Genomic DNA, 22505 nt, shown 5'->3' with positions numbered 1-22505 from the left:
CCGTATCGACCACGCGAATCCCCCTAAACCGGTTCAGGACGCAACATGTGCGGGGATTTAGAGGGCGGAGCAAGCGCCTTGTTACGCAGGCGCGCAATAGGTTGGCGGGCGCCGTTCAGGCCCCGGCCAGTCGATGCGCCAGGATCAGGAACTCGACATTACCTTCCGGCCCGGTGATCGGGCTTGGCACGATACCCTCGACGTGCCAGCCCTGCCCGATAACCCATTGTTCTACTTCGCTGCACACGCGAACATGCACGGCGAGATCGCGCACGACGCCGCCCTTGCCCACCTCCGCCTGCCCCGCCTCGAACTGCGGCTTGATAAGCGCCACGAGGCGCGCGCCCGGCGCGGCAAAACTCAATGGCCGTTCCAGCACCTTGGCAAGACCGATGAAGCTGGCGTCGCACACGATGATGTCGATGGGTTCGGGGACATGGTCCGGCGTCAGGATGCGCGCACTGGTCTGCTCATGCACCACGACGCGCGGGTCGATGCGCAGCTTCCACGCCAGTTGGTTGGTGCCACTGTCCACCGCATAGACCCGCACGGCCCCTTTGCTCAGCAGCACGTCGGTAAAGCCGCCCGTGGAACTTCCGACGTCCATCGCGACGGCGCCGGTCACGTCCATCGCGAAATGATCCAGCGCATGCGCCAGCTTGATTCCCCCGCGCGATACCCATGGATGGTCGCGTCCCTTGACCTCCATCGGTGCGTCAGGCGGGAGAGTCTGGCCCGCCTTCTCCACCTTGCGATCGCCGCTATAGACATGCCCCGCCATGATGAGCGCCTGCGCGCGCGTCCGGCTTTCGGCCAGCCCCCGTTCGACCAGCATCTGGTCCGCACGCATCTTGGCCATGGTTCAGCCCTTCACCAGTTCGGTGAGCGTCGCGGGCGTCAGCAATTGCGGCAATGGCCGCGCCTTGTCCGCGCCCGGCGCATAATAGAGGTAGAGCGGCACGCCGGATCGTCCCTGCGTCTCCAGGAAACGGGTGATGACTGGGTCGCCGCGCGTCCAGTCACCCACCATCACCGCCACGCCCGCTCCGGCAAAGGCCGCGCGCACATCGTCGGTTGCGATGGCGCTCGCCTCATTCACCTTGCACGTCACGCACCAGTCAGCGGTGAAATAGAGGAAGACCGGGCGCTTCTCCGCCCGCAGGGTTGCCAGCCGCTCCGTGCTGAAGGGCACCGCCCCCTCGACGCTCTCCGCCGGGCGTGGCGCGGGTAACTGCATCGCCCCTGCGCAGGCCAGCACGACGATCGCCACCGCCCCCGCCATGCCCCACACCGACGTCGCCATCCCCCGCCTTTGCCCCCGGCCAATAGCGGCGAACAGCGCAAAGGTCGCCGCCACCAGCACCACCGCCAGCACAATCCCCGCCCCACTACCCTGCCGCCACAGCAGCCAGCCCAGCGCCAGCGCGGTCAGCGCCATTGGCACCGCCATGATCCGCCGCAGCCATTCCATCCACGGACCCGGCCGGGGCAGCCGCCGCCGCAGCGACGGAATATAGGCCAGCGCCAGGAACGGCGATGCCAGCCCCAGCCCCAGCCCGGCAAAGATCGTCACCGCCAGCGGCCATGGCATAAGGATCGCCGCGCCCATCGCCGCCGCCATGAATGGCCCGGTGCACGGCGTCGCCACGAACGCCGCCAGCACGCCGGTCAGGAAAGCACCGCGCACGCCCTTACCCTGCCGCCCGCCATCCAACGCCGGCAACGCGAACAGCCCCGCCAGATTGGCCGTGATCGCAACCACTAGCACCAACAGCAACGCGATGACGCGATTATCCTGCAACTGGAACGCCCAACCCACACTCGTTCCCGCCGCACGCAGGGCAAGGATGGCGCCGCCCAGTGCCATGCAACTCAACAACGCACCTAAGGCATAGGCTATCGCCTCGCGCCGAACCTGCCGCTCCTCTCCACCCGCCTTGGCCAGGCTGATCGCCTTGAGGCTCAGGATGGGAAAGACGCACGGCATCACATTCAGCAGCAATCCGCCCAGCAACGCCCCGGCCAGCGCCAGCAGGAAAGCGGCGGCGTCCACCTGCCGCGTTATATCTTCGCCCACTCGTACTCCACCGGTCGGCACCGGGCCGGGTCGGGCCGTCAAAGCCAGTGCCATGCCCGGCCCTGCGGTCAGCACGCCTTCGATCGCGCCGCTGGGCCGGGCAGCCGGGGCCACGCCCGTCTCGATCACCAGCATATCCCCCACCCGCCGCGCATCTTGCGGCGCGGCATAGGCGACCAGATCTTTCGTCTCCGCATAGAACCAGGGTGCCGTCACCGGAGCGGCCGCCGGATAGGGGATGGCAATGCGCAGCCGGTTGCCCTGAACCGTATAATGGGCCTCGCTGCCCAGCGGACGCGGCAAGGCGGCGCGATAGCCATCGAACCGTTGCCGTGCATCCGGCGTCACCGCTCCATCGCCGATGGTCAGCGAGAGGGAGAGCTTAGCCTGCTCCGGCACGCAAATCTTGTCGGTACAGGCCAGCCAGCGCGCATCCAGCGCCACTGGCACCACCTGCCCCGCCTTCGCACCCGGCGGCAGACGCAATTCGGCCAGCAGCGCATAGGGGCCTTCATAAACGTGGTTCATCAGGCCGGACACGAGCAATCTCTGCGGCGCGGGGTAGCGCAACGTCCCCACGCTCGCACCCGCAGGCACGGCCCAGCGGGCATCCATGCCCAGGCCGGCATCGCCCGGATTGACCCAATAGCCATGCCAGCCAGCCTTGGGCCGCAATGCAATCGCCAGCAACACCGTACTGCCCGGCGCAGGCGTGGCGCTTTCCGCCACCAGTTGCGGGATGATGTGCGGGCCATCCTCGCCAAAGGGCGACTGGGCTTGCGCCGCGCCCGTCCCGCCCAGCAGGACGACGAACAGAGCAGCCAACAGGGAAAATGTCATAAAAAGGCAGTTTGAAAAGCGCATCGGCCGTTCCCGCGTGAGAAGATTGCGCTATTGCACTCCTGCCCCAGGGGCAAGTGCCGCACGGAGGATTTAGATGCTGGTCAAGGGTTTGCATGCGCTCATGGTGGCGCTCCTCATGGGCACCACCGCCCTGGCCCAGCCGCCTGCATCGACGCCATCGCGTGCGGCGCCCGTACCCGCCCAGCCAAAGCCCCCACAACTGATCGTCGCCATCGCAGTGGATCAATTTTCCGCAGACCTCTTCGCTACCTATCGCGCCACCTTCACCGGGGGCCTCGCCCGTTTGGCCGGCGGCGTGGTGTTCCCCAGCGGCTATCAGTCGCACGCCGCGACCGAAACCTGCCCCGGCCACAGCACCATCCTGACCGGCTATCGCCCAGGCCACACTGGCATCGTTGCGAACCACTGGATCGACCAGTCCGTCACGCGGGCGGACAAGAAGGTCTATTGCATGGAAGACTCCGCTGCCCCCGATACGGACAGCGAGCATTATGTGCAATCCCTGCATCGTCTGCGCGTCCCCACGCTGGGTGACAGGTTGAAGGCGGTCGATCCGCTCAGCCGGGTCATCGCCGTCGCAGGCAAGGATCGCGGCGCCATGCTTCTGGCGGGCAAGAAGGCGGACGAGACATGGTGGTGGAACGGCAAGGGTTTTGCCAGCTATGCCGGGCGTGTGGCCCCCGCGTCCGTCACCACGGTCAACGCCGCTGTGACGCAGCGGATCGCCGACGGCCATGCCCCCTTTGACCGACCCAGCCGCTGCGCCCCGGTCAGCCAGCCCATCACCCTGTCTCCGACATTGACGGTGGGCGATGGCCGGTTCGAGCGCAAGCCGGGCGACGCCGCCCGTTTCCGCGTCTCGCCAGAACTGGACGCCGCCACGCTCGACCTCGCCGCCAGCCTGCTGCACACCGCAAGACTGGGTGAGTTCGGCCATACCGACGTACTCGCCATCAGCCTGTCCGGCACGGACATCGTCGGGCACAGCTTCGGCCCCGGCGGCGGGGAGATGTGCATCCAGCTTGCCGAACTGGACCGCAACCTCGGCGCGCTGTTCGCCCGGCTGGACTCGACACGGCTGGACTATCTGGTCGTACTGACCGCTGACCATGGGGGCCACGACCTGCCCGAACGCAACCGCCTGAACGGTGCGCCCGACGCCACGCGCGTCGATACCGCGCTGACGATCCCACAGGTCAACCGCACGCTGGAGGCCAGCACCCGCATCAAGGGACCGCTGATCCTGGGCGACGGCGCGTTCGGCGATCTCTATCTTCGCCGCACCCTGTCACCAGGACAGCGGCGCAAGGTGCTGAAAGCCGCCCTCGCCCTCTATCGCGGCCATCCGCAGGTGCAGACCGTCTTCACTCATGAGGATCTGATCGCCGCACCGGAACCCTCCGGCCCGCCGGAGGCATGGTCCCTGCTGGACGAAGCAAAAGCGTCCTTCGATCCCGAACGGTCCGGCGATTTCGTCGTTCTGCTCAAGCCGCGCATCACCCCAATTCCCGGCCCCGTGGTCGGCGCGGTGGCGACTCATGGCAGCCCATGGGGCTATGACCGCCGCGTCCCCATTCTCTTCTGGCGCAAGAGCCTGACGCCGTTCGAACAACCGCTGGGCGTGGAAACGGTGGACATTCTTCCCACCCTGGCAGCGGAGATCGGCCTGCCCCTTCCCGCCACGGGCGGACCGGATGGACGCTGCCTCGACCTCCATGCCGGACCGGAAAGCGTCTGCCCGGCACGCTGACAAGATCAGGAGCGGGCAGCGGGTGGCGACTTGCCCGCCCGCTCACCGCACGGCACGCGACCCACAACTGAACAGCACTCACCTCCCGCCATGACGCAGGCAACACTCTCCCGTCCTACGCCCTGACGTATGAAACATCGCACCCATGATGCGCGTGCCGCCTTGCATCTTGACCGCTGCCGACCGCACATGCAGCAGGGAATCACATATTTCTGGAGACTCTTCATCATGGGCCATATCGTCGTAACCGGCGCCGCTGGTATATTGGGCAGCGCGGTTGCCTCTTTCCTCGCCGGACAGGGGCATAGCGTCACGGGCATCGACCTCGCCGCAGAGGCTCCCGGCTTCCCCGGCACCTTCGTCGGTGGCGCGGACCTCACCTCCGCCACCGGAGCCGAAGCCGCAAAGGCGCAGATTCAGGGACCGGTCGACGGTCTCGTCAATGTTGCTGGCGGCTTCCGCTGGGAAACGATCGTTGACGGCAGCCCGGACAGTTGGGAATTCCTGCACAAGATCAACGTCATGACCGCGCTTCACACGTCGCGCGCGCTGCTGCCCACTCTGCTGGAGGCCAAAGGCGCCATCGTCAATGTCGGTGCCGCCGCGACGCTGAAGGCCGGGCTGGGCATGGGCGCCTACACTGCCAGCAAGTCCGGCGTGGCCCGCCTCACCGAAAGCCTTGCCGAGGAGTTGAAGGACAAGGGTGTGCGCGTCAACGCCGTGCTGCCCTCCATCATCGACACACCCGCCAACCGCGCAGACATGGGCGAGGCCGACGCCCCCAAGTGGGTTGCGCCCGCGGAACTGGCGCAGGTCATCGCCTTCCTGCTGTCTCCTGCGGCCTCCGCCGTCACCGGCGCGAACATTCCCGTCACGGGCCGCGTCTGATCTTATGGAATGACGGGCCAGTGGATCGCCACAGGCCCATCATTCCATAAATCGACTTGATATTCACACTTGCGAATAATGTGCGTATGCCGCAAGCATCCGCGCGGCTGAGCGATGACAATGGGACAGGCTGGATGATCGACGGACAGACATTTCGACGGGTGCTGGGCAATTATCCAACTGGCGTATGCGCGATCACCGCCGTCGCACAGAATGGCGAGCATGTCGTGATGGTGGTCGGCACCTTCACCTCCGTCTCGCTCGACCCGCCCCTCGTCGGCTTTTTCCCCGACCGGAAAAGCTCTTCCTGGCCCAAAATCCAAGGTGCGGGCAAATTCTGCGTCAATGTTCTGGGCGCCGCGCACCAGAGCCTGTGCCGCCAACTTGCCACCTCCGGCCCGGACAAGTTCACTGACGTTGAATTCCGCCTGTCCGGCAATGGATCACCGATATTGGCCAGCGCCATCGCCTGGATCGACTGCACGCTGGAGCAGGTGGTGGAAACCGGGGACCATTATCTCGTCCTTGGCCGCGTGGCGGAGATGGAAGTGGTGCGGGAGGAAGATCCGATGCTGTTCTTCCGCGGCAAATATGGCGGTTTCGCCGATCTGGAAACCGCCGCCCCTTGACACGCCAGTGAACAATATTGTTGTGCAAGCGCATGCAGGCAGCACGCCTGAATGGATTATGGCCGTCGCCGGCCGGTTTGCAAGGAGAGCAGGATGTCACTGGTTGGAAAAGTCGCGGTCGTCACGGGTGGCGGCAGCGGCATCGGTCGCGGCTGCGCGGTTCGCCTGGCGAAGGATGGCGCGACGGTCGCCGTCTGGGATCTGAACGGTGAAGGCGCACAGGGCACCGTCGACCTGATCGTCGCCAATGGCGGCAAGGCGATTGCACAGGTCGTCGATTGCGCCAAGACCGCCCCGATCAAGGAAGGGCTCGACCGCGTCCACGCCGAACTGGGTCCGGTCAGCATTCTGGTCAACAATGCCGGCATGACGGGCTTCGACCTGTTCCAGACCATTACGGAAGACCATTGGGACCGCATGATGACGGTCAACCTCAAGGGGCCGTTCCTCGTCACGCAGGCGATCCTGCCCGATATGCGCGCCGCCAAATGGGGGCGCATCGTCAACATCACCTCCTCCTCCATCCAGACCGGCGCGCCGGGCATGGCGCATTATGTCGCGTCCAAGGGTGGCCTGATGGGCTTCTCCAAGGCGCTGGCCATCGAACTGGCCGAGGAAGGCATCACCGTGAACATGGTGCCGCCGGGCTTCATCCGCACCCCGATGCTGGAGGCCTCGCCGGTCGATGTGGACGCCTATGCCCAGACCATGCCGATGAAGCGCCCCGGCACCGTCGAGGAACTGGCCGCAGCCGTCGCCTATCTGGCGTCGGAGGATGCAGGCTATGTCACCGGCCAGACGATCAGCGTCAACGGCGGTCGCTACCTGGGTTCTGCCTGACCTTATGGCGTGCCGGGTCCGTCTCGCCACCGGCGGGGCGGCCCCGGTGGGCTTTCCCTCCGCTCCGGCGATACGTGAGCATCATATCCGCAGCCACGCTATCGTCAGCCTGCCACGCCTTCTTTCTCCCCTGATCTGCAAAAGCTCTCTAAGACCGTCCCACCTCTACCGGGAAAAAGACGATGCCACCTGAAACCCTGCACTGGAGCCTGCCTGACGCCACCCTCGTCAGCGACGTGCGCGGCGACAATCCCGACACCCTCTTCCTCCATGGCTTTGGCGGCTCCCGCTCGGACTGGGATCCTGTGTGGACGCATCTCGATCCCGCCCTGTCCATCCTGCGGCACGACCTGCGCGGCTTTGGCCAGTCCGACGCCCATGGCGACACCCCTTTCTCCCATGCCGATGACCTGCTCGCGTTGCTAGATGCGCAGGACATCGCCCGCGCCAACCTCGTCGGCATTTCCATGGGCGGCGGCATCGCCCTCCAGTTCGCGCTCGACCATCCGGACCGGGTGCGCCGCCTCATCCTCATCAGTCCCGGTCTCATGGGCTGGGACTGGTCGGACGACTGGCGCATCCAATGGCGCGCCATGACCAGTCTGGCGCGGGAAGGCGACTGGGACGGCGCACGCCAACTGTGGTTCGACCATCCCCTGTTCGTCACCACCCGCGCCAAACCGCAAGCCTCAGCATGGCTCTCTGCCTCCATCGCGCGCTATTCGGGTGCGGAATGGATTGCGGACCATCAGCGCCCCGTACTGCCGGACGTGGAGCGCCTGCACCTCCTCGCCACCCCCACCCTGCTACTGACCGGCGAACATGACTTGCCCGACTTCCGCCTGATCGCCGACCTCATCATGGGCAGCGCGCCGCATGTCGAGCGGATAGACCTCACGGGCTTCGGGCATATGCTCACCCTCGAAACCCCCGCTGCCTGTGCGCAGGCGATCACGTCATTTCTCGCCAGAGATTAAGATATTTAGGGGAAGATTTCCGCCCCTTACCGTTCGGCCAGCACCTTCCATATCCCGTCGAAACCGACCGCGACGCGCTCGCCCGCATGGATGAGGCCCCGCACGAACAGCACATCCCTGGTCTGGCGCACGATCTGCGGCTCGCACTGGATGAAGTCGCCCTCTCGCGACGCGGCGGTGAAATGGGTCTGCAACTGGATGGTCGCGCAGCGGCTGTGCCCCAGCGCGCGCGACACCGCAAAACCGCCCGCCACATCCGCAAAGGTCATCAGCGCGCCGCCATGCGTCGTGCCCAGATGCTCGTTGCAATGCCGCTTCTCGACGAGCAGGCCGAGCGACAGAACATCGTCCACCACCCGGAACCAGAAGGGCGCCACCGTCGCGGAAAAGCCGTGGGGCGCGGGATAATTCTGCCAGCCATCGGCGACCAGCGTTGCGGGGCTGTGCGTCACCTGTCACCTTGGGTTGCGGTTATCGAATGGTTGCTGCGGTATCGCGCAAATTTGCACATCACCACTAAATCATGTGTATTCAATCGCCCTTTGCCCTGGTGAAGCAGGCCGCCAGTTCCACATGGGTCGACCAGCGGAACTGTCCAACAGGGCGCACACGATCCAGACGATAGCCCCCTTCGATCAACGTCACCGCGTCGCGGGCGAAGCTGGACGGGTTGCAACTGACATAGACGAGGCGCGGGGCGGTGCTGGCGGCGATTTGTTCGACCTGATCGCGCGCGCCAGCCCGTGGCGGGTCGAGAACGACGGCCCCGAAACGATTCAGTTCGGCGGGCACCAGCGGTCGCCGAAACAGGTCGCGATGTTCCACGAAAACGCGGCCGGGCAGGCTGTCCCCCGCCCGCTTCAGCGCGAACAGCGCGTCGCGCGACGCCTCCGCCGCATAGACTTTCCGCCCCTTCGCCAGCGACAGCGCAAAGGTGCCCAGACCCGCAAAGAGATCGGCCGCCGTGGTCGCCCCTGCAACGCCGCGCACCACTTCATCGACCAGCGCCGCCTCGCCATCCTGCGTCGCTTGCAAGAAAGCGCCCGGCGGCAATGGCACGGCCAGACCGCCGAAGCTGACCGTCACCGGCTCCGGCTCCCAGACCCGCATCGGCGGTTCCTCCCGCGCGGCGAGGGTCAGGCGGGCAAGGCCATGGGCGGTGGCGAATGCGCTGAAAGCCTCCGCCGACGCCAGCCCGTCCGAACGGACATCCTCCAGCAACAGATCCACGCCCTGATCGGCCAGCGCCATGACGATACCGGCGGAGCGGCCCATCACGCCCTCGCGCGCCAGCAGTTTGCGCAGCGGCGCGACCAGAGCGAACAGCGCGGGATGCAGCAGTTCGCACATGGTCATGTCGACGATGCGGTTGCTGCCCTGACTGGCGAAACCGATCTGCACCCGCCCATCGACCCGCGCGGCCTTCAACGAGGCGCGGCGACGGCTGCGCGGGGGCGAGACATGGGGAGGCTCCACCTCCACACCCTCTATCCCCTGCCCCGTCAGCGCACCCGCCACCCGATCATGCACATAGGCGGCATAGGCGGGGTCGGAGAGATGCTGAAGCTGGCAACCCCCACATTCCGGGAAATGGTGACAGGGCGGCGCAACATGATCCGGCCCATGTTCCAGCCGGCCGTCGGCGGCGATACGGTCGCCGGGCGCGGACAGCGGCACATGGCGTCCGTCGGCGGTAACGCCGTCGCCCTTGGCCGCGATGCGGACGATCCGGTCAGTGTCGCTCATCGGCTTCGGCTCCCCATGACGGGCGATAGGTGGGGGATAAGATCGTCGGCGGCGAAGGCCGCCCCTGCGCGCCGCGCCGCCTCCCCATGGAGCCACACCGCCTCGCACGCCGCAAGAAACGGGTCGGCGGTGACGGCAAGGCGCGCGGCACATAGCCCCGCCAGCACATCGCCCGTCCCGGCCGTGGAGAGCCAGGAGGACAGGCCCGTCGCCACGCGGGCGCGCCCATCCGGCGCGGCGACCACCGTGTCGCTGCCCTTCAGCACGACCACCGCATTGGCGCGGGCAGCGGCGATGCGGGCGCGCTCTATCCGATTGCCCGGCACATCACCGAACAGCGCGGCATATTCACCATCATGCGGGGTCAGGATGGCCTGCGGCGGCAGGCTGTCCAGCCCCTGCTGCGCCAGCAGGTGCAGCGCATCCGCATCGACCACGACGGGATGGGCGGTGGCGAGGACGGCGGCAAGCTGTTCCCTCGCCCGCTCGTCACGACCGAGGCCCGGCCCGACCAGCAGCGCGGCGATCCGTTCGTCGGCCAGCGCCGTCTCGCTCTTGCCCGATGCCCGGACGATGGCATGGGACAAGGGCAGGATGGCCTGCGCCCCGACGAGGCGGACATAGCCCGCACCGCCCCGCGCCGCCGCCTCTGCGGAGAGCGCACAGGCCCCCGCCATGCGCCCGGCGACGATGGCGACGAGGCCGCGCCGATATTTATGCGCGTCGCGCGCGGGTGCGGACAGGCGCGGCGCAGCCAGCAAGCGGCAGGACGCCTCCCCCGCCTCCAGCCCGATGGCGATGGGCAGGACCGCGCCCGCCCGGTCGGCGGCGGGGAGCAGGAGATGGGCAGGTTTCAAAACGCCGATGGCCAGGCAGACATCGAAACGCGGCACCGCGGAGAGGATCGCGCCGCTGTCGCTGTCCACGCCGCTGGGCACATCGACGGCAAAGCTGCGCTGGCCCGCCTCCACCAGCGCGCACAGCCGCTCGGCCAGCGCCGGGTCGAGGCCGCGTGTCAGGCCGACGCCGAACAGCGCATCGACGGTCTGGACGGCGGGTTCGGCGGTGGCGATGTCCTCCACCGGGCCAGCCCAGTCGGCACGCGCGCGGCGGGCGCTGTCCGTTCGGCTTTCCCCGGCAACGGCGACGCGCACCGGGACGCCCCGGTCACGCAGGCTGCGGGCGACGACGAAGCCGTCCCCGCCATTATTGCCGGGACCGCAAAGGATGAGCGTCGGGCGCTTGTGGCCGATGCGCCATATCTGTTCGGCGGCGCTTTCCCCTGCGCGGACCATCAGCGCATAGGGATCGGTCCCGGCGTCGAACATAGCCTGTTCGGCCGCGCGCGTCTCCGCCGCAGTCAGGATCGGCCAGTCTTGGAGGTTCATGGCAGTCCGCCACCCTTCTTTTCAATGCGATAGCGCCAGTCACCGATCCGCACCTCGACACCGCCGCCCTTCAGCGCCGTCGTCTCCAGCGGGTCTGCGCCATCGGCGGGGGCGAGCGCGCCATCCTTTGGCCAGAGCAGGCGACGGAAGCCGCCGTCCGGCTGGCGCAGGATCATGTGCAGATCGCCGTTGCGATCCGTCACTTCCAGCCGGCAGCTTTCCGTTGGTTCGCCGGTACGGGGACCGCAGGGGATGGTGCGGATGCCGGTGTTCCCGGCCTGCGATGGCTTGCCCTGTACCTGATTGGCCTGCGACTGGTTACCCTGCGACGGCTGGTCCGGAGATGGGGTGGCGCCGTTGCATCCCGTAAGGAACAGCATCAGCGGAAGCGCACAGCGGCACAGCATACCCATCCCCGCCGGACCGGCCCCGGCCTCGACAGGGCGGACCGGCCTGTTCGCCTTGTCAAAGGGGTGGGTCATGGCGGCTTCCTCGGTGAAGCAGCGCCTTTCCCTCAAACGCCCGGATTTTGCAAGGTTTGCGAGACGGTTGCAACGGTGCGGCGCAGGATGTCAGCCAGCCGCCGTTGCCCCGCGTCGTCACCGATCAGATCCTGCCGTATCTCTATGCCCAGATAATGGCGGCCATGCGCCTCCGCATGGCGGTTCATCGTCGCGTTGAGCAGGCGGCCCGAATAGGGAAGCTGGTCGCCGACGGTCAGCCCCTCGGCCCGCAGGGCGGCGATGGCGACGGGCGCGGCGCGCTCGTCCTCATTATAGAGGACACCGACGTGCCAGGGGCGCTCCTCCTCCGGCCGGGTGGCGAGCGACGGGGTGAAGCTGTGGATGGAGAGGAGGAAGGGCGTGGGGTTCGCCTCGGCCAGTTCCTCCACCTTCGCATGATAGGGGTCGTAGAGCGTGCGTATCCGCGCCGCCACGTCTGCGCCGACATTGCCGGGGATGGCGATGCCGTCGCTGGTGAGAGGGACGAGGCCGGGCGCATCCACCTCCCGGTTGAGGTCGATGACGAGGCGGGAGGCATTGGCAAGGATCGCCTGAAAGCCACCGCCCTCCACCAGCAGCTCCGCGACACGGCCCACGCCGATGTCGACGGCGATATGCTCGTCCATGTGGCGCGGGTCGATGCCCAGCTCGATACCCGACGGCACGCGGTTGGAGGCATGGTCGCCGACGATCAGCATGGGGGCGTCCGCCGGGCCAAGGATGCGGTAGGCGTCGCTCATCGCAGGATACTCCCCAGGGTCCACCAGCCGGAATGGTCCGTGCGGATGGCCTCTTGCGCCCTGTCGCGCGCACACTCGTCCGCGAACAGGGCAAAACAGGTCGCGCCGGACCCGGACATGCGCGGGACGGTCGCACCGGGCAGGGCTTCCAGCGCCGCCAGTACGGCGGCAATCTCCGGCACCAGTGTCAGGGCTGGCGGCTGGAGGTCGTTGCGGCCGGCGCGCCAGCCATCCGGTGACAGCGCGCCGCGATCCACCCCGTCCCACGCCCGAAACACCGGGCCGGTCGGACAGGCCACGAGCGGATTGACCAGCAGGATGCATGTCCCGCCAATACGCGCATCGACCGGCGCATCGACCGGGCGGAGACGCTCCCCCACCCCTTCGCCGAACACCGTCACCGAACCGAGGCAGGCGGGCACATCGGCCCCAAGGCCCTGCGCTATTGCAGACAGGTCGATGGCCGCAGGGTCAATGTCCCACAGGCGCATCAACAGGCGCAGCGCCGCCGCCGCATCCGCCGACCCGCCACCGATGCCCGATGCGATGGGCAGCCGCTTGTCGAGGGTCAGCGCGGCCCCTGCCCCGATGCCCGTCTCGATACCCGCCGCGTCCCGCAACGCACGGGCGGCGCGCAGCACCAGATTATCGTCATCCGTGCCCAGCGCCGCGCCGAAAGGGCCGGTGATGGAGAGCGTCAACGCGCCATCGTCGCGCGCCTCCGCCGTCAGCCGGTCGCCATCCGCGCAAAAGGCGAACAGGCTCTCCAGCGCATGATAGCCGTCGGCCCGCCGCACCCGCACATGGAGCGCAAGGTTCACCTTGGCATAAGCGGTCTCGACCGGCACGACGTCCCTGTTACCCGCGCTCGCCCAGCCGCCGTTCCCAGTTCAGCGCATGGGTGACGATGGTGTCGAGGTCGGCATGGCGCGGCGTCCAGGGCAGGCGCGCGAGGATGCGGCTGTTGTCCGATATGAGTGCAGGCGGATCACCCGCCCGGCGTCCCTCGAACCGGCGGTCGATGGTGCGGTTGGTGATGCGGTCCACGGCGTCCAGCACCTCCGTCACCGAATAGCCACGATTATAGCCGCAGTTCATGAGGAGGTTTTCCTCCGGCGCGGCGATCAGCGCCTCCAGCGCCAGCACATGCGCGGCGGCCAGATCGCTGACATGGATATAGTCGCGCACCCCGGTGCCGTCCGGCGTCGGAAAATCGGTGCCGAACACGCCGACATGGCTGCGCTTGCCCAGCGCCGCCTCGACCGCGACCTTGATGAGATGGGTCGCGCCCGCCGTCGACTGGCCCGTCCGCCCCTGCGGGTCCGCGCCCGCGACGTTGAAATAGCGCAGGATGCAATGGTTGATCGGGTGCGCGGCGGACACGTCGGCCAGCATCGCCTCCGTCATCAGCTTCGACCGGCCATAGGGGTTGATCGGCACGGTCGGCGTATCTTCCCGCACCGCCTCCACATCCGGCACGCCATAGGTGGCGGCGGTGGAGGAGAAGATGAAATGGGGCACGCCGATAGCGACCGCCGCCTCGATCAGCGCACGGCTGGCGGCGGTGTTGTTGCGATAATATTTGAGCGGGTCGGAGACGGATTCCGGCACCACCACCGATCCGGCGAAATGCATGATCGCGCGCACGCCATGCCGGCGCAGCACGCCCTCCATGAACGGCTGGTCGGCGATGTCGCCCTCTTCGAAGGCCACATCGTCGGGCACGGCCCAGCGGAAGCCCGTGACCAGATTATCCACCACGACGACGGGCCAGCCCGCATCGCGCAGCGCCAGAACGGCGTGACTGCCGATATAGCCGGCCCCGCCTGTCACCAATATCACCGGCTTGTCCGTCATCTGCACCCAGTTCCTGAAAATCATGGTGCCCGCTCCTGATGACACGGGCACCATTGGCCTTATCGCTGTTCGATTACATGTTCGGGTAGTTCGGTCCCCCGCCGCCTTCCGGCGTCACCCACACGATATTCTGGGTCGGATCCTTGATGTCGCAGGTCTTGCAATGGACGCAGTTCTGCGCGTTGATCTGGAGGCGCGGATCATTCTCCTCCTGCCCCACGATCTCATAGACGCCCGCCGGGCAATAGCGCGTTTCGGGCGCGTCATAGAGCGGCAGGTTGATGCGGATCGGGACCGTCGGATCCTTCAGCGTCAGATGGACCGGCTGGTCCTCCTCATGGTTCGTGTTGGACAGGAACACGGAGGAGAGACGGTCGAAGCTGATGACGCCATCGGGCTTGGGATAGGCAATCGGGCGATACAGATCCTTGCGGCCCAGCGTCTCCGCATCGGCATGATGCTTCATCGTGATCGGCAGCTTGATGCCCAGCGTGCGCAGCCACATGTCGGTGCCCGCGATGATCGTGCCATAATCGCCGCCGAACTTGGCGACGGCAGGCTCCGCATTCTTCACCAGCTGGAGTTCGGTCGCGATCCAGCTCTCGTTGAGGGTCGCCTGATAGTCGGCGACCTCGTCATACTCACGGCCAGCCGCGATGGCGGCGGCAACGGCATCGGCGGCCAGCATCCCGGACTTCATCGCGGTGTGGCTGCCCTTGATACGGGGCACGTTCACGAAACCGGCCGAGCAGCCGATCAGCGCGCCGCCTGGAAAGGCCAGCTTGGGGATCGACTGCCAGCCGCCCTCGTTGATCGCGCGCGCGCCATAGGACACGCGGCGTCCACCCTCCAGTATCGCGCGGATTTCCGGGTGCTGCTTCCACCGCTGAAATTCCTCGAACGGATAGACATAGGGGTTGGCATAGTCGAGCGCGACGACGAAGCCCAATGCGACCTGATTGTTGGACTGGTGGTAGAGGAAACCGCCGCCCCAGCTCTCGCTCTCCGTCAGGGGCCAGCCCTGCGTGTGGATGACGCGGCCCGGCACATGCTTGGCCGGGTCGATGTCCCACAATTCCTTCATGCCAAGGCCATAGACCTGCGGCTCGCAATCGGCCTCCAGGTCATATTTGGTCTTGAGCTGGCGGGTGAGATGGCCGCGTGCGCCCTCCGCGAACAGCGTATATTTGGCGTGCAGTTCCATGCCGGGCTGATAGTCGCCCTTATGGCTGCCATCGCGCGCCACGCCCATGTCGCCGGTCGCGACGCCCTTTACCGAGCCATCCGCATTGTAGAGGATTTCCGCCGCCGGGAAACCGGGGAAGATTTCGACGCCCAGATTTTCGGCTTGGCTACCCAGCCAGCGCGCCAGATTGCCCAGGCTGCCGGTGTAATTTCCCTTGTTGCTGAACAGCGGCGGCATCAGCAGGTGCGGAATATTATATTTCGCGCCCTTCGACAGCACCCAGTGCAGATTGTCCGTCACCGGCGTTTCCGCCATCGGGCAGTCCAGATCGCGCCAGTCGGGGATCAGCTCGTCCAGCGCTTTGGGATCGACGGTCGCGCCCGACAGGATATGGGCGCCGATTTCCGACCCCTTTTCCAGCACGCATACGGCCAGATCGGCGTTAATCTGCTTGAGGCGGATCGCCGCGGACAGTCCGGCCGGACCGCCACCCACGATCACCACGTCATAGGGCATGGATTCCCGTTCGCTCATTTCCAAGATCTCCACATGCCCACTCGTTCGGCGGGCCATCGCATTTTTAAAACATTCTGCTGCTCCGGCGCACAGCAATTCTTGACGTGTTCGTCAACCTCTTGTCTGTGCGTCAGCGATGATCGCCCCTGCCATAATGACCGACAGCGACACGCTCGCCGCCTCCCTCACCCATTGGTGGGCGCTGGCCGGCGTGGACATGGCCGTGGGAGAATCGCCGCATAACTGGCTGGTGCGGGACCGCCCCGCCGCCGGGGCACAGGCCGCGCAGCCGGTTTTCGCTCCCTTGCCGCAACGCGCAGAAATCGCTCCGGCGGTCGCGCCGGAGGCGGTGCTGCGGGAGCCGGTCGCCATGCCGGACGATCTCGACGGCTTTCTGGCGTGGCTCGCGATCGATCCCGACCAGCCGGAGGCGACCTTCTCCCGTACCCGCATCGCACCGCATGTCGTGGCAGACGCGGACATGCTGGTCATCACCGACATGCCGACGGCGGAGGATATGGCCGCGGGACGGCTTTTTTCCGGGACGGACCGGGCCTTGCTGGGCGGCATGGTGCGCGCGGTCGGGCTGGATGTCGAAAAAATCGCGATGGCCAGCCTGCTGCTGGCCCGTCCGGCGGGCGGCATCATCGCGGAAACACCGGCGGTGCGGGCCGCCGAACGGCTGCATCATTTCATCGGGCTGACAAATCCTCGCACTATCATCATATTGGGCGACGGGACGAACCGTGCATTCCAGCAGATGAACGGCGAATTGATCGACAGCGCGACACTTGCCATTAACCATCGGGGTGGCAGGATTTCCGCCATGCTCTTGCCCGCACCTTTTGTTTTGCTTAAGCATGCCGAGCGCAAGGCCGCTGCCTGGGCACAATTACGGCAGCTGGCGACGCAGTCATGACGAAATGGGGCATGACGAAATGGGGCATGACGAAATGGGGCATGACAAAATCTGATATGACGAAATCGGGTGGGATGACGAAGAGCGTGCGGAATTTTCGTTCGACGGCCATTGGCCTGACGCTGACATTTGCCGCGAGCGTCGCGCCGTCCGCCGCACAGGCCGCCGACGATGCGCAGGGGCCGACCGTACTCATGCCCGCCTTCGCGCCCGATGCGTTCGTCACCGCGCCCGCCGCCCCGGTATCCGCTCCCGCTTTCCGGCCTGCGCCCCTGCCCGCACCTGCCCCGGTTTCCGTCCCGGCGGTCAGCGCCGCCCCGGTGCAGACGCTCGCCGGTCCGGCGCTCTATCGCAGCATTTTCGACAGGCTGGACGCCTCCGCCTGGAGCGATGCGAAGGGCGCGATCCTGTCCCTGCCGGAGCAGGACGCGATGCGGCCCTATCTGCTGGCAAAGCTGTACCTCGCCAAGGATTCGCCGCGCACCGAGCTGTTCGACATCCTCGACCTGCTGACCAAGGCGCCGCACCTGCCCCAGTCGGAGCAGCTGGCGCGGCTGGCCACGCGGCGCGGCGCGCAGATCCTGCCCGACCGGCCGCAGATCCGCCAGTTGATGTACACGGGCGGATCGCCCCAGCGCGGCATATTGAAGGCGATCAAGGGCGACCCGGTTTCCGACATGCTCTCGCCACAGGTCGCAGCGGCGATCAAGGCTGACACGCCCGCCCTCGCGGAATCGCTGATCGCCAGCCAGGGCGCGGGCCTCTCCATCGCCTGTCTGACCGAAATGCGCCAGCGCATCGCCTGGTCTTATTTCATCACCGGCGACGTCACCAATGCGCGCCGTCTGGCCTTGCAGGCGACGGCGGAGGGCAGCGGCCCCTATCTCGCGCCCGCCTATTGGGTCGCGGGCCTCGCCAGCTGGCGCGACAAGGATTGGGACGGAGCGGCGGCGGCCTTTGCCAATGTGTCCGCCCGTACGGACGACAGCGACCTGCGCTCCGCTGGCTATTACTGGGCCGCGCGCGCCAATATGGCGGGCAAGCGGCCGCAGAAGGTCACGGCCCTGTTGCAGGCGGCGGCGCGGGAGGATGAAACCTTCTATGGCCTGCTGTCCAGCGAGACATTGGGCCTGCCGACGCCGACCGGCCTGCTGCGCGATCCGCTGTCCGCGCGGGAGAAGCAGAAGATCGCCGCCCTGCCCGGCGCGGTTATCGCCACGTCGCTGGCCAGCATCCGGCGGCTGGGCGACGCGGACGAGACGCTGCGTTATCAGGCGTCGATCAGCGGCCCGGAAAATTATGAGGCGCTGGTGCATCTGGCGAGCGAATTGTCGCTGCCCCGCACCCAGCTCTGGCTGGCGCAGCGCAGCCCCACGGGGGTCAAGGCGCGCGCCTACACCCGCTATCCCAAGCCGGACTGGACGCCCACGGGCGGCTGGCGCGTGGACAAGGCGCTTGTCTTTGCCCACGCCCTCCAGGAATCGCGGTTTCAGGCGGATGCGGTCAGCCTGGCGGGTGCGCGTGGTCTGATGCAGGTGTTGCCCGGCACCGCGAACGATCTGGCCGCCGCGCGCGGTGAGGCGCTGAGTCCCGGCGACCTCTACACCCCCGCCGTCAACATGGAATATGGCCAGCGGTATCTGGAAAAACTGAGCAACATGGGCGCGACCGACGGCCTGCTGGCCAAGGTGATCGCCGCCTATAACGCCGGTCCGCTGCCGGTGGAGCGGTGGAAATACCAGATCCGCGACGAGGGCGATCCGCTGCTCTTCATAGAGTCCGTCCCTTATTATGAGACGCGCGCCTATGTGAATGTGGTGCTGCGCAACTACTGGATGTACCAGATGGAAAATGGCGGCAAATCGGGCGCGCTGAACGCGATGGCGCAGGGCCTGTGGTCGCGCTTTCCGGGTCGGGGCACCGAACTGGCCGTCCGCATGACCGCCGCCGGACGAGCCGCCGGTGCCGATTGACGAGAGCCGGGCGTTCCAGCCGGTCCATATCGCCGTCCTCACCATTTCCGACAGCCGCGGCCTGAGCGAGGACCGATCCGGCGACACGCTGGTCGAACGGGTGACGGGCGCGGGCCATGTGGTGATCGACCGGCAAATCGTGAAGGACGACCGCAACGCCATCGTCGCGCGGCTCCATGCGTGGATCGAGGATGAGGCCGTCGATTGCATCATCACCACCGGCGGCACGGGCGTCACCGGCCGCGACGTGACGCCGGAGGCCATCGAACAGGTGCAGGACAAGGCCATACCCGGCTTTGGCGAGCTGTTCCGCTGGCTGAGCTTCGAGAGCATCGGCACATCGACCATCCAGTCGCGCGCATGCGCCTGCGTCGCGCGGGGCACCTATATCTTTGCGCTGCCCGGATCGACCGGCGCGGTGCGGGATGGCTGGGACAAGATATTGGTCCACCAGCTCGACAGCCGTTTCCGGCCCTGCAATTTCGTGGAATTGATGCCCCGCCTGACGGAGCGTTAGACGCAACGCTGTTCCTTGAAACGTCACTGCGAGCGCAGCGAAATAATCCACGGGCGCGACATGGATGGCTTCACTGCGCTCGCAATGACGAGATACGTGACTTTAACATCATCACGCTCTCAGCATAATCGCGAGGCGAACTCCGGCACCGATGTTTGGGAAGCCCTTTCCCATCTGTCCCGCCCCTATTCCACGCCCCATCCATGATGCCCCGAATGGCCCTGACCCTCGTCAAGATGCCAGACACTCGACACCAACCGTCGATTTCCCGGCTGCGTGGAGAGCCTCCATCCCGTGGCCCGACACGCTGCATGATCGCCAAAAGAAAAGGCCGACGGAACAACGTCCATCGACCTCATCTTGCTCGAAACTGCTCGAAAAGCGGGTTCAGGCAACCTGTGCAGGCAGCGGCTGGCCCATTTCTTCGGGATCGCGCAACACATAGCCACGGCCCCAGACCGTCTCGATATAATTTTCGCCACCGCACGCCAGCGCCAGCTTCTTGCGCAGCTTGCAGATGAAGACGTCGATGATCTTGAGTTCCGGCTCGTCCATCCCGCCATAGAGGTGGTTGAGGAACATTTCCTTGGTCAGCGTCGTGCCCTTGCGGAGCGAAAGCAGCTCCAGCATCGCATATTCCTTGCCGGTCAGGTGCACGCGGCTGCTGTCGACCTCGACGGTCTTGGCATCCAGGTTCACCGCCAGCTTGCCGGTGCGGATGACCGACTGGCTGTGGCCCTTGGACCGGCGGACGACGGCATGGATGCGCGCGACCAGTTCTTCCTTGTGGAACGGCTTGGTCACATAATCGTCGGCGCCAAAACCGAAGGAGCGGACCTTTGAGTCCATCTCCGAAATGCCGGAGAGGATCAGCACCGGCGTCTGGATGCGCGCCGTGCGGAGTTTCTTGAGCACGTCATAGCCGTGCATGTCGGGCAGGTTGAGATCGAGGCAGATGATGTCGTAATCATACAGCTTGCCCAGATCGAGGCCTTCCTCGCCCAGATCGGTCGTGTAGACGTTGAAGCCCTCAGTGACCAGCATCAGCTCGATCGCTTTCGCTGTCGTCGGCTCATCTTCAATCAGCAGAACGCGCATATGAAGCCCTTCGTGATCGCTCGCAGTGCACGCCCCTGTTCGAACGCGCTTAACGACAATATTAACTATAAGCTTTCTGAACGCAAAAGGTTAATTTTCGATAAACCGTCTGGAATCAATGAGTCGCAAGAAAGGAATCTGAAACCAATGGGTTGGCGGACTCCGCATCGTTTCGGAGTCAATTCGATATGGCCTTTATCTGTCCCCTAACAGGACAATTCGTCCCGCCCGCGTCGCCCCGGCGGCGACATGGACCAGCAGCGATCCGGCGAGCGCGAGGGCGAACAGCGCCCATGGCCCGCAATAGGGCGTGAGGTAATGGATGAAGGCGACATGCATATACATGATAACGAGCGACGCCCGGCCCAGCCATGCGAGCGGCCCCACCAGCGCATGTGGCATCCGCGCCAGCAGCTGGCACAGCAGGATGCTGATCGCCACCGCCCCCGCCAGTGACAGAACCGGCATGCCGAAGTCCCCCGGCTTCAGGTTGACCGGCGGCAACAGCGCCAGCGTGACCGCCGCCAAAGGGAGGAGCACCAGCAGCGTCAGCGCCATCCCCGGCGGCCGCGCCTTCCAATATTGCCCCACCCAATAAAGGGTAAAGGCCGCCGGCACCGCCATCAGCCCCAGCGGCGATGCGCTGGTCCGCGCCGCCACGCCATGCGCGCCCGCCATGACGAGCGCGACCAGCACGGCCCAGCGCCCGTCCCGCGCATCCGGCCAGCAGCGCGCCACCATGTTCCAGCCGATCCGCGCGAAAAAGAGGCAGGGGATGAACCACAGGATGGTGAACGGCCCGCGCAGGCTTTCTGTATGCCACAGGATCGCCTCCACACCCGCGCCGAAACCGGGGAAGATGGGCCGCGTGCCCCGCAGCCCCTCCACCGTCAGGTCCACCGCGATCAGGATCAGGGAGAAAGCGGCGAACGGCACCAGCAGGCTGCGCGCCTGCCGGCCGATCAGGCCCGCCGTCGGCTGCGGCTTCACCATATAGCCGGACAGGAGGAAGAAGAGCGGCATGTGAAAGGCGTAGATCGCCTGATGCACCGACCCCGGCCGCCACCAGACATGACCCGCGATGACCAGCAATATGCCAACGCCCTTGGCCGCATCGACCCATTCGACACGCTTTTGCGCCGCTGCCTTGCCCGCCATATTTTGTCCGCTATGCCCCGCCATGCCCATGCTCTATAGGGCGGCACATGCCCGTCAACCACCCTGCCCGCCCCGGCGCCGCTTCCGAAGCGCGCTCACCCCTCGCCGACCGCGTGATCTTCATCGACGGGGAGGCGATCGTGATCGACAAGCCCGCCGGCCTGCCGGTCGATGCGCCGCGCGACGGATCGCTCAGCCTCGAAAACCATCTCGCCTCGCTGACCTTCGGCTTCCAGCGTTGGCCCTTGCCCGTCCACCGGCTGGACCGGGACACGTCGGGCTGCCTCCTGCTCGCCCGCAATCCCAAGGCGCACAAACGGTTCACCGCCGCCTTCGAGGCTCAGCAGGTGACGAAACGCTATGTCGCCATCCTGTCCGGCGTGCCGGAACAGAGTGAGGGGCTGATCGACATGGCGCTGGGCAAGACCAGCACGGCGGAGGATGGCTGGCGCATGGTGCCGGATGACCGGCGCGGCAAGGCGGCGCGCACCGGCTGGCGTGTCATCGCCGCACGCGACGGGCGCGCTCTCGTCCTGTTCAGCCCACAGACCGGCCGCACCCACCAGTTGCGCGTGCACAGCGCCGAAGGGCTGGGCTTCGGCATCGTCGGCGATCCCGTCTATGGCGACCGGCAGGAAGGGCTGGGCCAGCCCCTCCTCCTCCACGCCCTGTCCATCCGCGTGGATCGCGGCGCCAAGCCCGCCATCGAGGCCCGCGCCGTCGTGCCGGACCGCTTTGCGGCGGGCGGCTTTCCCGATGCGGAGCAATTGCTGCTGGGCCAGGTCGACGTTGCCCCGGAGCCTGCCCCTGCATCGCCGCCCGAAACCGCCAGCGAAGTCCAGCCGGAAGCGGGCGAAGGCTGACCCGCCCTTCCACCCT

General features: G+C 66.4%; 21 protein-coding genes. 9 read left to right on the top strand and 12 right to left on the bottom strand.

The window, feature by feature from the left end; all coding sequences use genetic code 11:
- Positions 1-115: 115 nt before the first annotated feature.
- A complete protein-coding gene (locus tag LWE61_RS18670) occupies positions 116-859 on the bottom strand; it encodes a TlyA family RNA methyltransferase (protein ID WP_234152160.1) in 744 nt (247 codons plus the stop codon).
- A 3-nt stretch (positions 860-862) separates the two neighbouring features.
- Positions 863-2941 carry a protein-disulfide reductase DsbD family protein gene (locus tag LWE61_RS18665; protein ID WP_234152159.1) on the bottom strand — a complete coding sequence of 693 codons (2079 nt, stop codon included), beginning with the start codon at positions 2939-2941 and terminating at the stop codon, positions 863-865.
- Between the two features lie 73 nt (positions 2942-3014).
- Here LWE61_RS18665 and LWE61_RS18660 point away from each other — a divergent pair, with 73 nt between their 5' ends.
- The 5 genes from LWE61_RS18660 (at position 3015) to LWE61_RS18640 (ending at position 8025) form a co-directional block, all read left to right on the top strand.
- Positions 3015-4691 carry an alkaline phosphatase family protein gene (locus LWE61_RS18660; protein ID WP_234152158.1) on the top strand — a complete coding sequence of 559 codons (1677 nt, stop codon included), beginning with the start codon at positions 3015-3017 and terminating at the stop codon, positions 4689-4691.
- A 228-nt stretch (positions 4692-4919) separates the two neighbouring features.
- The gene (locus tag LWE61_RS18655; protein ID WP_267961900.1) at positions 4920-5579 is read left to right on the top strand and encodes an SDR family oxidoreductase; all 660 of its coding nucleotides are present in this window, start codon (positions 4920-4922) and stop codon (positions 5577-5579) included.
- 86 nt (positions 5580-5665) lie between these two features.
- The gene (locus tag LWE61_RS18650; RefSeq protein WP_407696264.1) at positions 5666-6208 is read left to right on the top strand and encodes a flavin reductase family protein; all 543 of its coding nucleotides are present in this window, start codon (positions 5666-5668) and stop codon (positions 6206-6208) included.
- Positions 6209-6301: 93 nt separating this feature from the next.
- A complete protein-coding gene (locus LWE61_RS18645) occupies positions 6302-7048 on the top strand; it encodes an SDR family NAD(P)-dependent oxidoreductase (protein WP_234152157.1) in 747 nt (248 codons plus the stop codon).
- 182 nt (positions 7049-7230) lie between these two features.
- Positions 7231-8025 (top strand): alpha/beta fold hydrolase, encoded by a 795-nt coding sequence (locus LWE61_RS18640; protein WP_234152156.1) that lies wholly within the window; start codon positions 7231-7233, stop codon positions 8023-8025.
- 26 nt (positions 8026-8051) lie between these two features.
- Here LWE61_RS18640 and LWE61_RS20865 read toward each other — a convergent pair whose 3' ends face one another.
- From LWE61_RS20865 to LWE61_RS18600, 8 genes are all read right to left on the bottom strand, one after another.
- Positions 8052-8477 carry a PaaI family thioesterase gene (locus LWE61_RS20865; protein WP_234152155.1) on the bottom strand — a complete coding sequence of 142 codons (426 nt, stop codon included), beginning with the start codon at positions 8475-8477 and terminating at the stop codon, positions 8052-8054.
- 79 nt (positions 8478-8556) lie between these two features.
- Positions 8557-9771 (bottom strand): class I SAM-dependent RNA methyltransferase, encoded by a 1215-nt coding sequence (locus tag LWE61_RS18630; RefSeq protein ID WP_234152154.1) that lies wholly within the window; start codon positions 9769-9771, stop codon positions 8557-8559.
- The gene (locus tag LWE61_RS18625; RefSeq protein ID WP_234152153.1) at positions 9768-11159 is read right to left on the bottom strand and encodes an NAD(P)H-hydrate dehydratase; all 1392 of its coding nucleotides are present in this window, start codon (positions 11157-11159) and stop codon (positions 9768-9770) included. Before LWE61_RS18625 ends, LWE61_RS18630 begins: the two co-directional genes overlap by 4 nt.
- The gene (locus LWE61_RS18620) at positions 11156-11641 is read right to left on the bottom strand and encodes a hypothetical protein (protein WP_234152152.1); all 486 of its coding nucleotides are present in this window, start codon (positions 11639-11641) and stop codon (positions 11156-11158) included. Before LWE61_RS18620 ends, LWE61_RS18625 begins: the two co-directional genes overlap by 4 nt.
- A 32-nt stretch (positions 11642-11673) precedes the next feature.
- Entirely contained in the window at positions 11674-12402 is a 729-nt protein-coding gene (locus LWE61_RS18615) for an N-formylglutamate amidohydrolase (protein ID WP_234152151.1), read from the bottom strand.
- Positions 12399-13250 carry a 4-(cytidine 5'-diphospho)-2-C-methyl-D-erythritol kinase gene (locus LWE61_RS18610; RefSeq protein WP_234152150.1) on the bottom strand — a complete coding sequence of 284 codons (852 nt, stop codon included), beginning with the start codon at positions 13248-13250 and terminating at the stop codon, positions 12399-12401. The genes LWE61_RS18615 and LWE61_RS18610 overlap by 4 nt, the downstream gene beginning before the upstream one ends.
- 10 nt (positions 13251-13260) lie before the next feature.
- Positions 13261-14259, bottom strand: coding sequence for a UDP-glucose 4-epimerase GalE (galE, locus tag LWE61_RS18605; protein WP_234152168.1), 999 nt, complete (start codon positions 14257-14259; stop codon positions 13261-13263).
- A gap of 73 nt (positions 14260-14332) precedes the next feature.
- A complete protein-coding gene (locus LWE61_RS18600; protein WP_234152149.1) occupies positions 14333-15979 on the bottom strand; it encodes an electron transfer flavoprotein-ubiquinone oxidoreductase in 1647 nt (548 codons plus the stop codon).
- 136 nt (positions 15980-16115) lie between these two features.
- Here LWE61_RS18600 and LWE61_RS18595 point away from each other — a divergent pair, with 136 nt between their 5' ends.
- The 3 genes from LWE61_RS18595 to moaB are packed head-to-tail and all read left to right on the top strand — an operon-like array spanning position 16116 to position 19370.
- Positions 16116-16880, top strand: coding sequence for a uracil-DNA glycosylase family protein (locus tag LWE61_RS18595; RefSeq protein WP_234152148.1), 765 nt, complete (start codon positions 16116-16118; stop codon positions 16878-16880).
- A gap of 56 nt (positions 16881-16936) precedes the next feature.
- Positions 16937-18853, top strand: coding sequence for a lytic transglycosylase domain-containing protein (locus tag LWE61_RS20860; protein ID WP_234152147.1), 1917 nt, complete (start codon positions 16937-16939; stop codon positions 18851-18853).
- Positions 18843-19370 carry a molybdenum cofactor biosynthesis protein B gene (gene moaB, locus LWE61_RS18585; protein ID WP_234152146.1) on the top strand — a complete coding sequence of 176 codons (528 nt, stop codon included), beginning with the start codon at positions 18843-18845 and terminating at the stop codon, positions 19368-19370. The genes LWE61_RS20860 and moaB overlap by 11 nt, the downstream gene beginning before the upstream one ends.
- 387 nt (positions 19371-19757) lie before the next feature.
- Here moaB and ctrA read toward each other — a convergent pair whose 3' ends face one another.
- Both ctrA and LWE61_RS18575 read right to left on the bottom strand, forming a co-directional pair.
- Positions 19758-20468: a response regulator transcription factor CtrA gene (gene ctrA, locus LWE61_RS18580; protein ID WP_234152145.1), complete on the bottom strand. Its 711-nt coding sequence runs from the start codon at positions 20466-20468 to the stop codon at positions 19758-19760.
- Between the two features lie 195 nt (positions 20469-20663).
- Positions 20664-21626 (bottom strand): acyltransferase family protein, encoded by a 963-nt coding sequence (locus LWE61_RS18575; protein ID WP_234152144.1) that lies wholly within the window; start codon positions 21624-21626, stop codon positions 20664-20666.
- A gap of 47 nt (positions 21627-21673) precedes the next feature.
- Here LWE61_RS18575 and LWE61_RS18570 point away from each other — a divergent pair, with 47 nt between their 5' ends.
- Positions 21674-22489 carry an RluA family pseudouridine synthase gene (locus LWE61_RS18570; protein ID WP_234152143.1) on the top strand — a complete coding sequence of 272 codons (816 nt, stop codon included), beginning with the start codon at positions 21674-21676 and terminating at the stop codon, positions 22487-22489.
- The last annotated feature ends 16 nt before the right edge of the window (positions 22490-22505 follow it).

Source organism: Sphingobium sufflavum (assembly GCF_021403115.1).
In the GTDB taxonomy this organism is placed as follows: domain Bacteria; phylum Pseudomonadota; class Alphaproteobacteria; order Sphingomonadales; family Sphingomonadaceae; genus Sphingobium; species Sphingobium sufflavum.
This window is presented reverse-complemented; position numbering and strand designations above follow the sequence as displayed.

Bases quoted from the DNA above. Each gene is read 5' to 3' on its own strand.
- LWE61_RS18670 (WP_234152160.1), bottom strand. From the start codon at position 859: ATGGCCAAGATGCGTGCGGACCAGATGCTGGTCGAACGGGGGCTGGCC.
- LWE61_RS18665 (WP_234152159.1), bottom strand. From the start codon at position 2,941: ATGCGCTTTTCAAACTGCCTTTTTATGACATTTTCCCTGTTGGCTGCT.
- LWE61_RS18660 (WP_234152158.1), top strand. From the start codon at position 3,015: ATGCTGGTCAAGGGTTTGCATGCGCTCATGGTGGCGCTCCTCATGGGC.
- LWE61_RS18655 (WP_267961900.1), top strand. From the start codon at position 4,920: ATGGGCCATATCGTCGTAACCGGCGCCGCTGGTATATTGGGCAGCGCG.
- LWE61_RS18650 (WP_407696264.1), top strand. From the start codon at position 5,666: ATGCCGCAAGCATCCGCGCGGCTGAGCGATGACAATGGGACAGGCTGG.
- LWE61_RS18645 (WP_234152157.1), top strand. From the start codon at position 6,302: ATGTCACTGGTTGGAAAAGTCGCGGTCGTCACGGGTGGCGGCAGCGGC.
- LWE61_RS18640 (WP_234152156.1), top strand. From the start codon at position 7,231: ATGCCACCTGAAACCCTGCACTGGAGCCTGCCTGACGCCACCCTCGTC.
- LWE61_RS18630 (WP_234152154.1), bottom strand. From the start codon at position 9,771: ATGAGCGACACTGACCGGATCGTCCGCATCGCGGCCAAGGGCGACGGC.
- LWE61_RS18625 (WP_234152153.1), bottom strand. From the start codon at position 11,159: ATGAACCTCCAAGACTGGCCGATCCTGACTGCGGCGGAGACGCGCGCG.
- LWE61_RS18620 (WP_234152152.1), bottom strand. From the start codon at position 11,641: ATGACCCACCCCTTTGACAAGGCGAACAGGCCGGTCCGCCCTGTCGAG.
- LWE61_RS18615 (WP_234152151.1), bottom strand. From the start codon at position 12,402: ATGAGCGACGCCTACCGCATCCTTGGCCCGGCGGACGCCCCCATGCTG.
- galE (WP_234152168.1), bottom strand. From the start codon at position 14,259: ATGACGGACAAGCCGGTGATATTGGTGACAGGCGGGGCCGGCTATATC.
- LWE61_RS18600 (WP_234152149.1), bottom strand. From the start codon at position 15,979: ATGAGCGAACGGGAATCCATGCCCTATGACGTGGTGATCGTGGGTGGC.
- LWE61_RS18595 (WP_234152148.1), top strand. From the start codon at position 16,116: ATGACCGACAGCGACACGCTCGCCGCCTCCCTCACCCATTGGTGGGCG.
- LWE61_RS20860 (WP_234152147.1), top strand. From the start codon at position 16,937: ATGACGAAATCGGGTGGGATGACGAAGAGCGTGCGGAATTTTCGTTCG.
- ctrA (WP_234152145.1), bottom strand. From the start codon at position 20,468: ATGCGCGTTCTGCTGATTGAAGATGAGCCGACGACAGCGAAAGCGATC.
- LWE61_RS18575 (WP_234152144.1), bottom strand. From the start codon at position 21,626: ATGGCGGGCAAGGCAGCGGCGCAAAAGCGTGTCGAATGGGTCGATGCG.
- LWE61_RS18570 (WP_234152143.1), top strand. From the start codon at position 21,674: ATGCCCGTCAACCACCCTGCCCGCCCCGGCGCCGCTTCCGAAGCGCGC.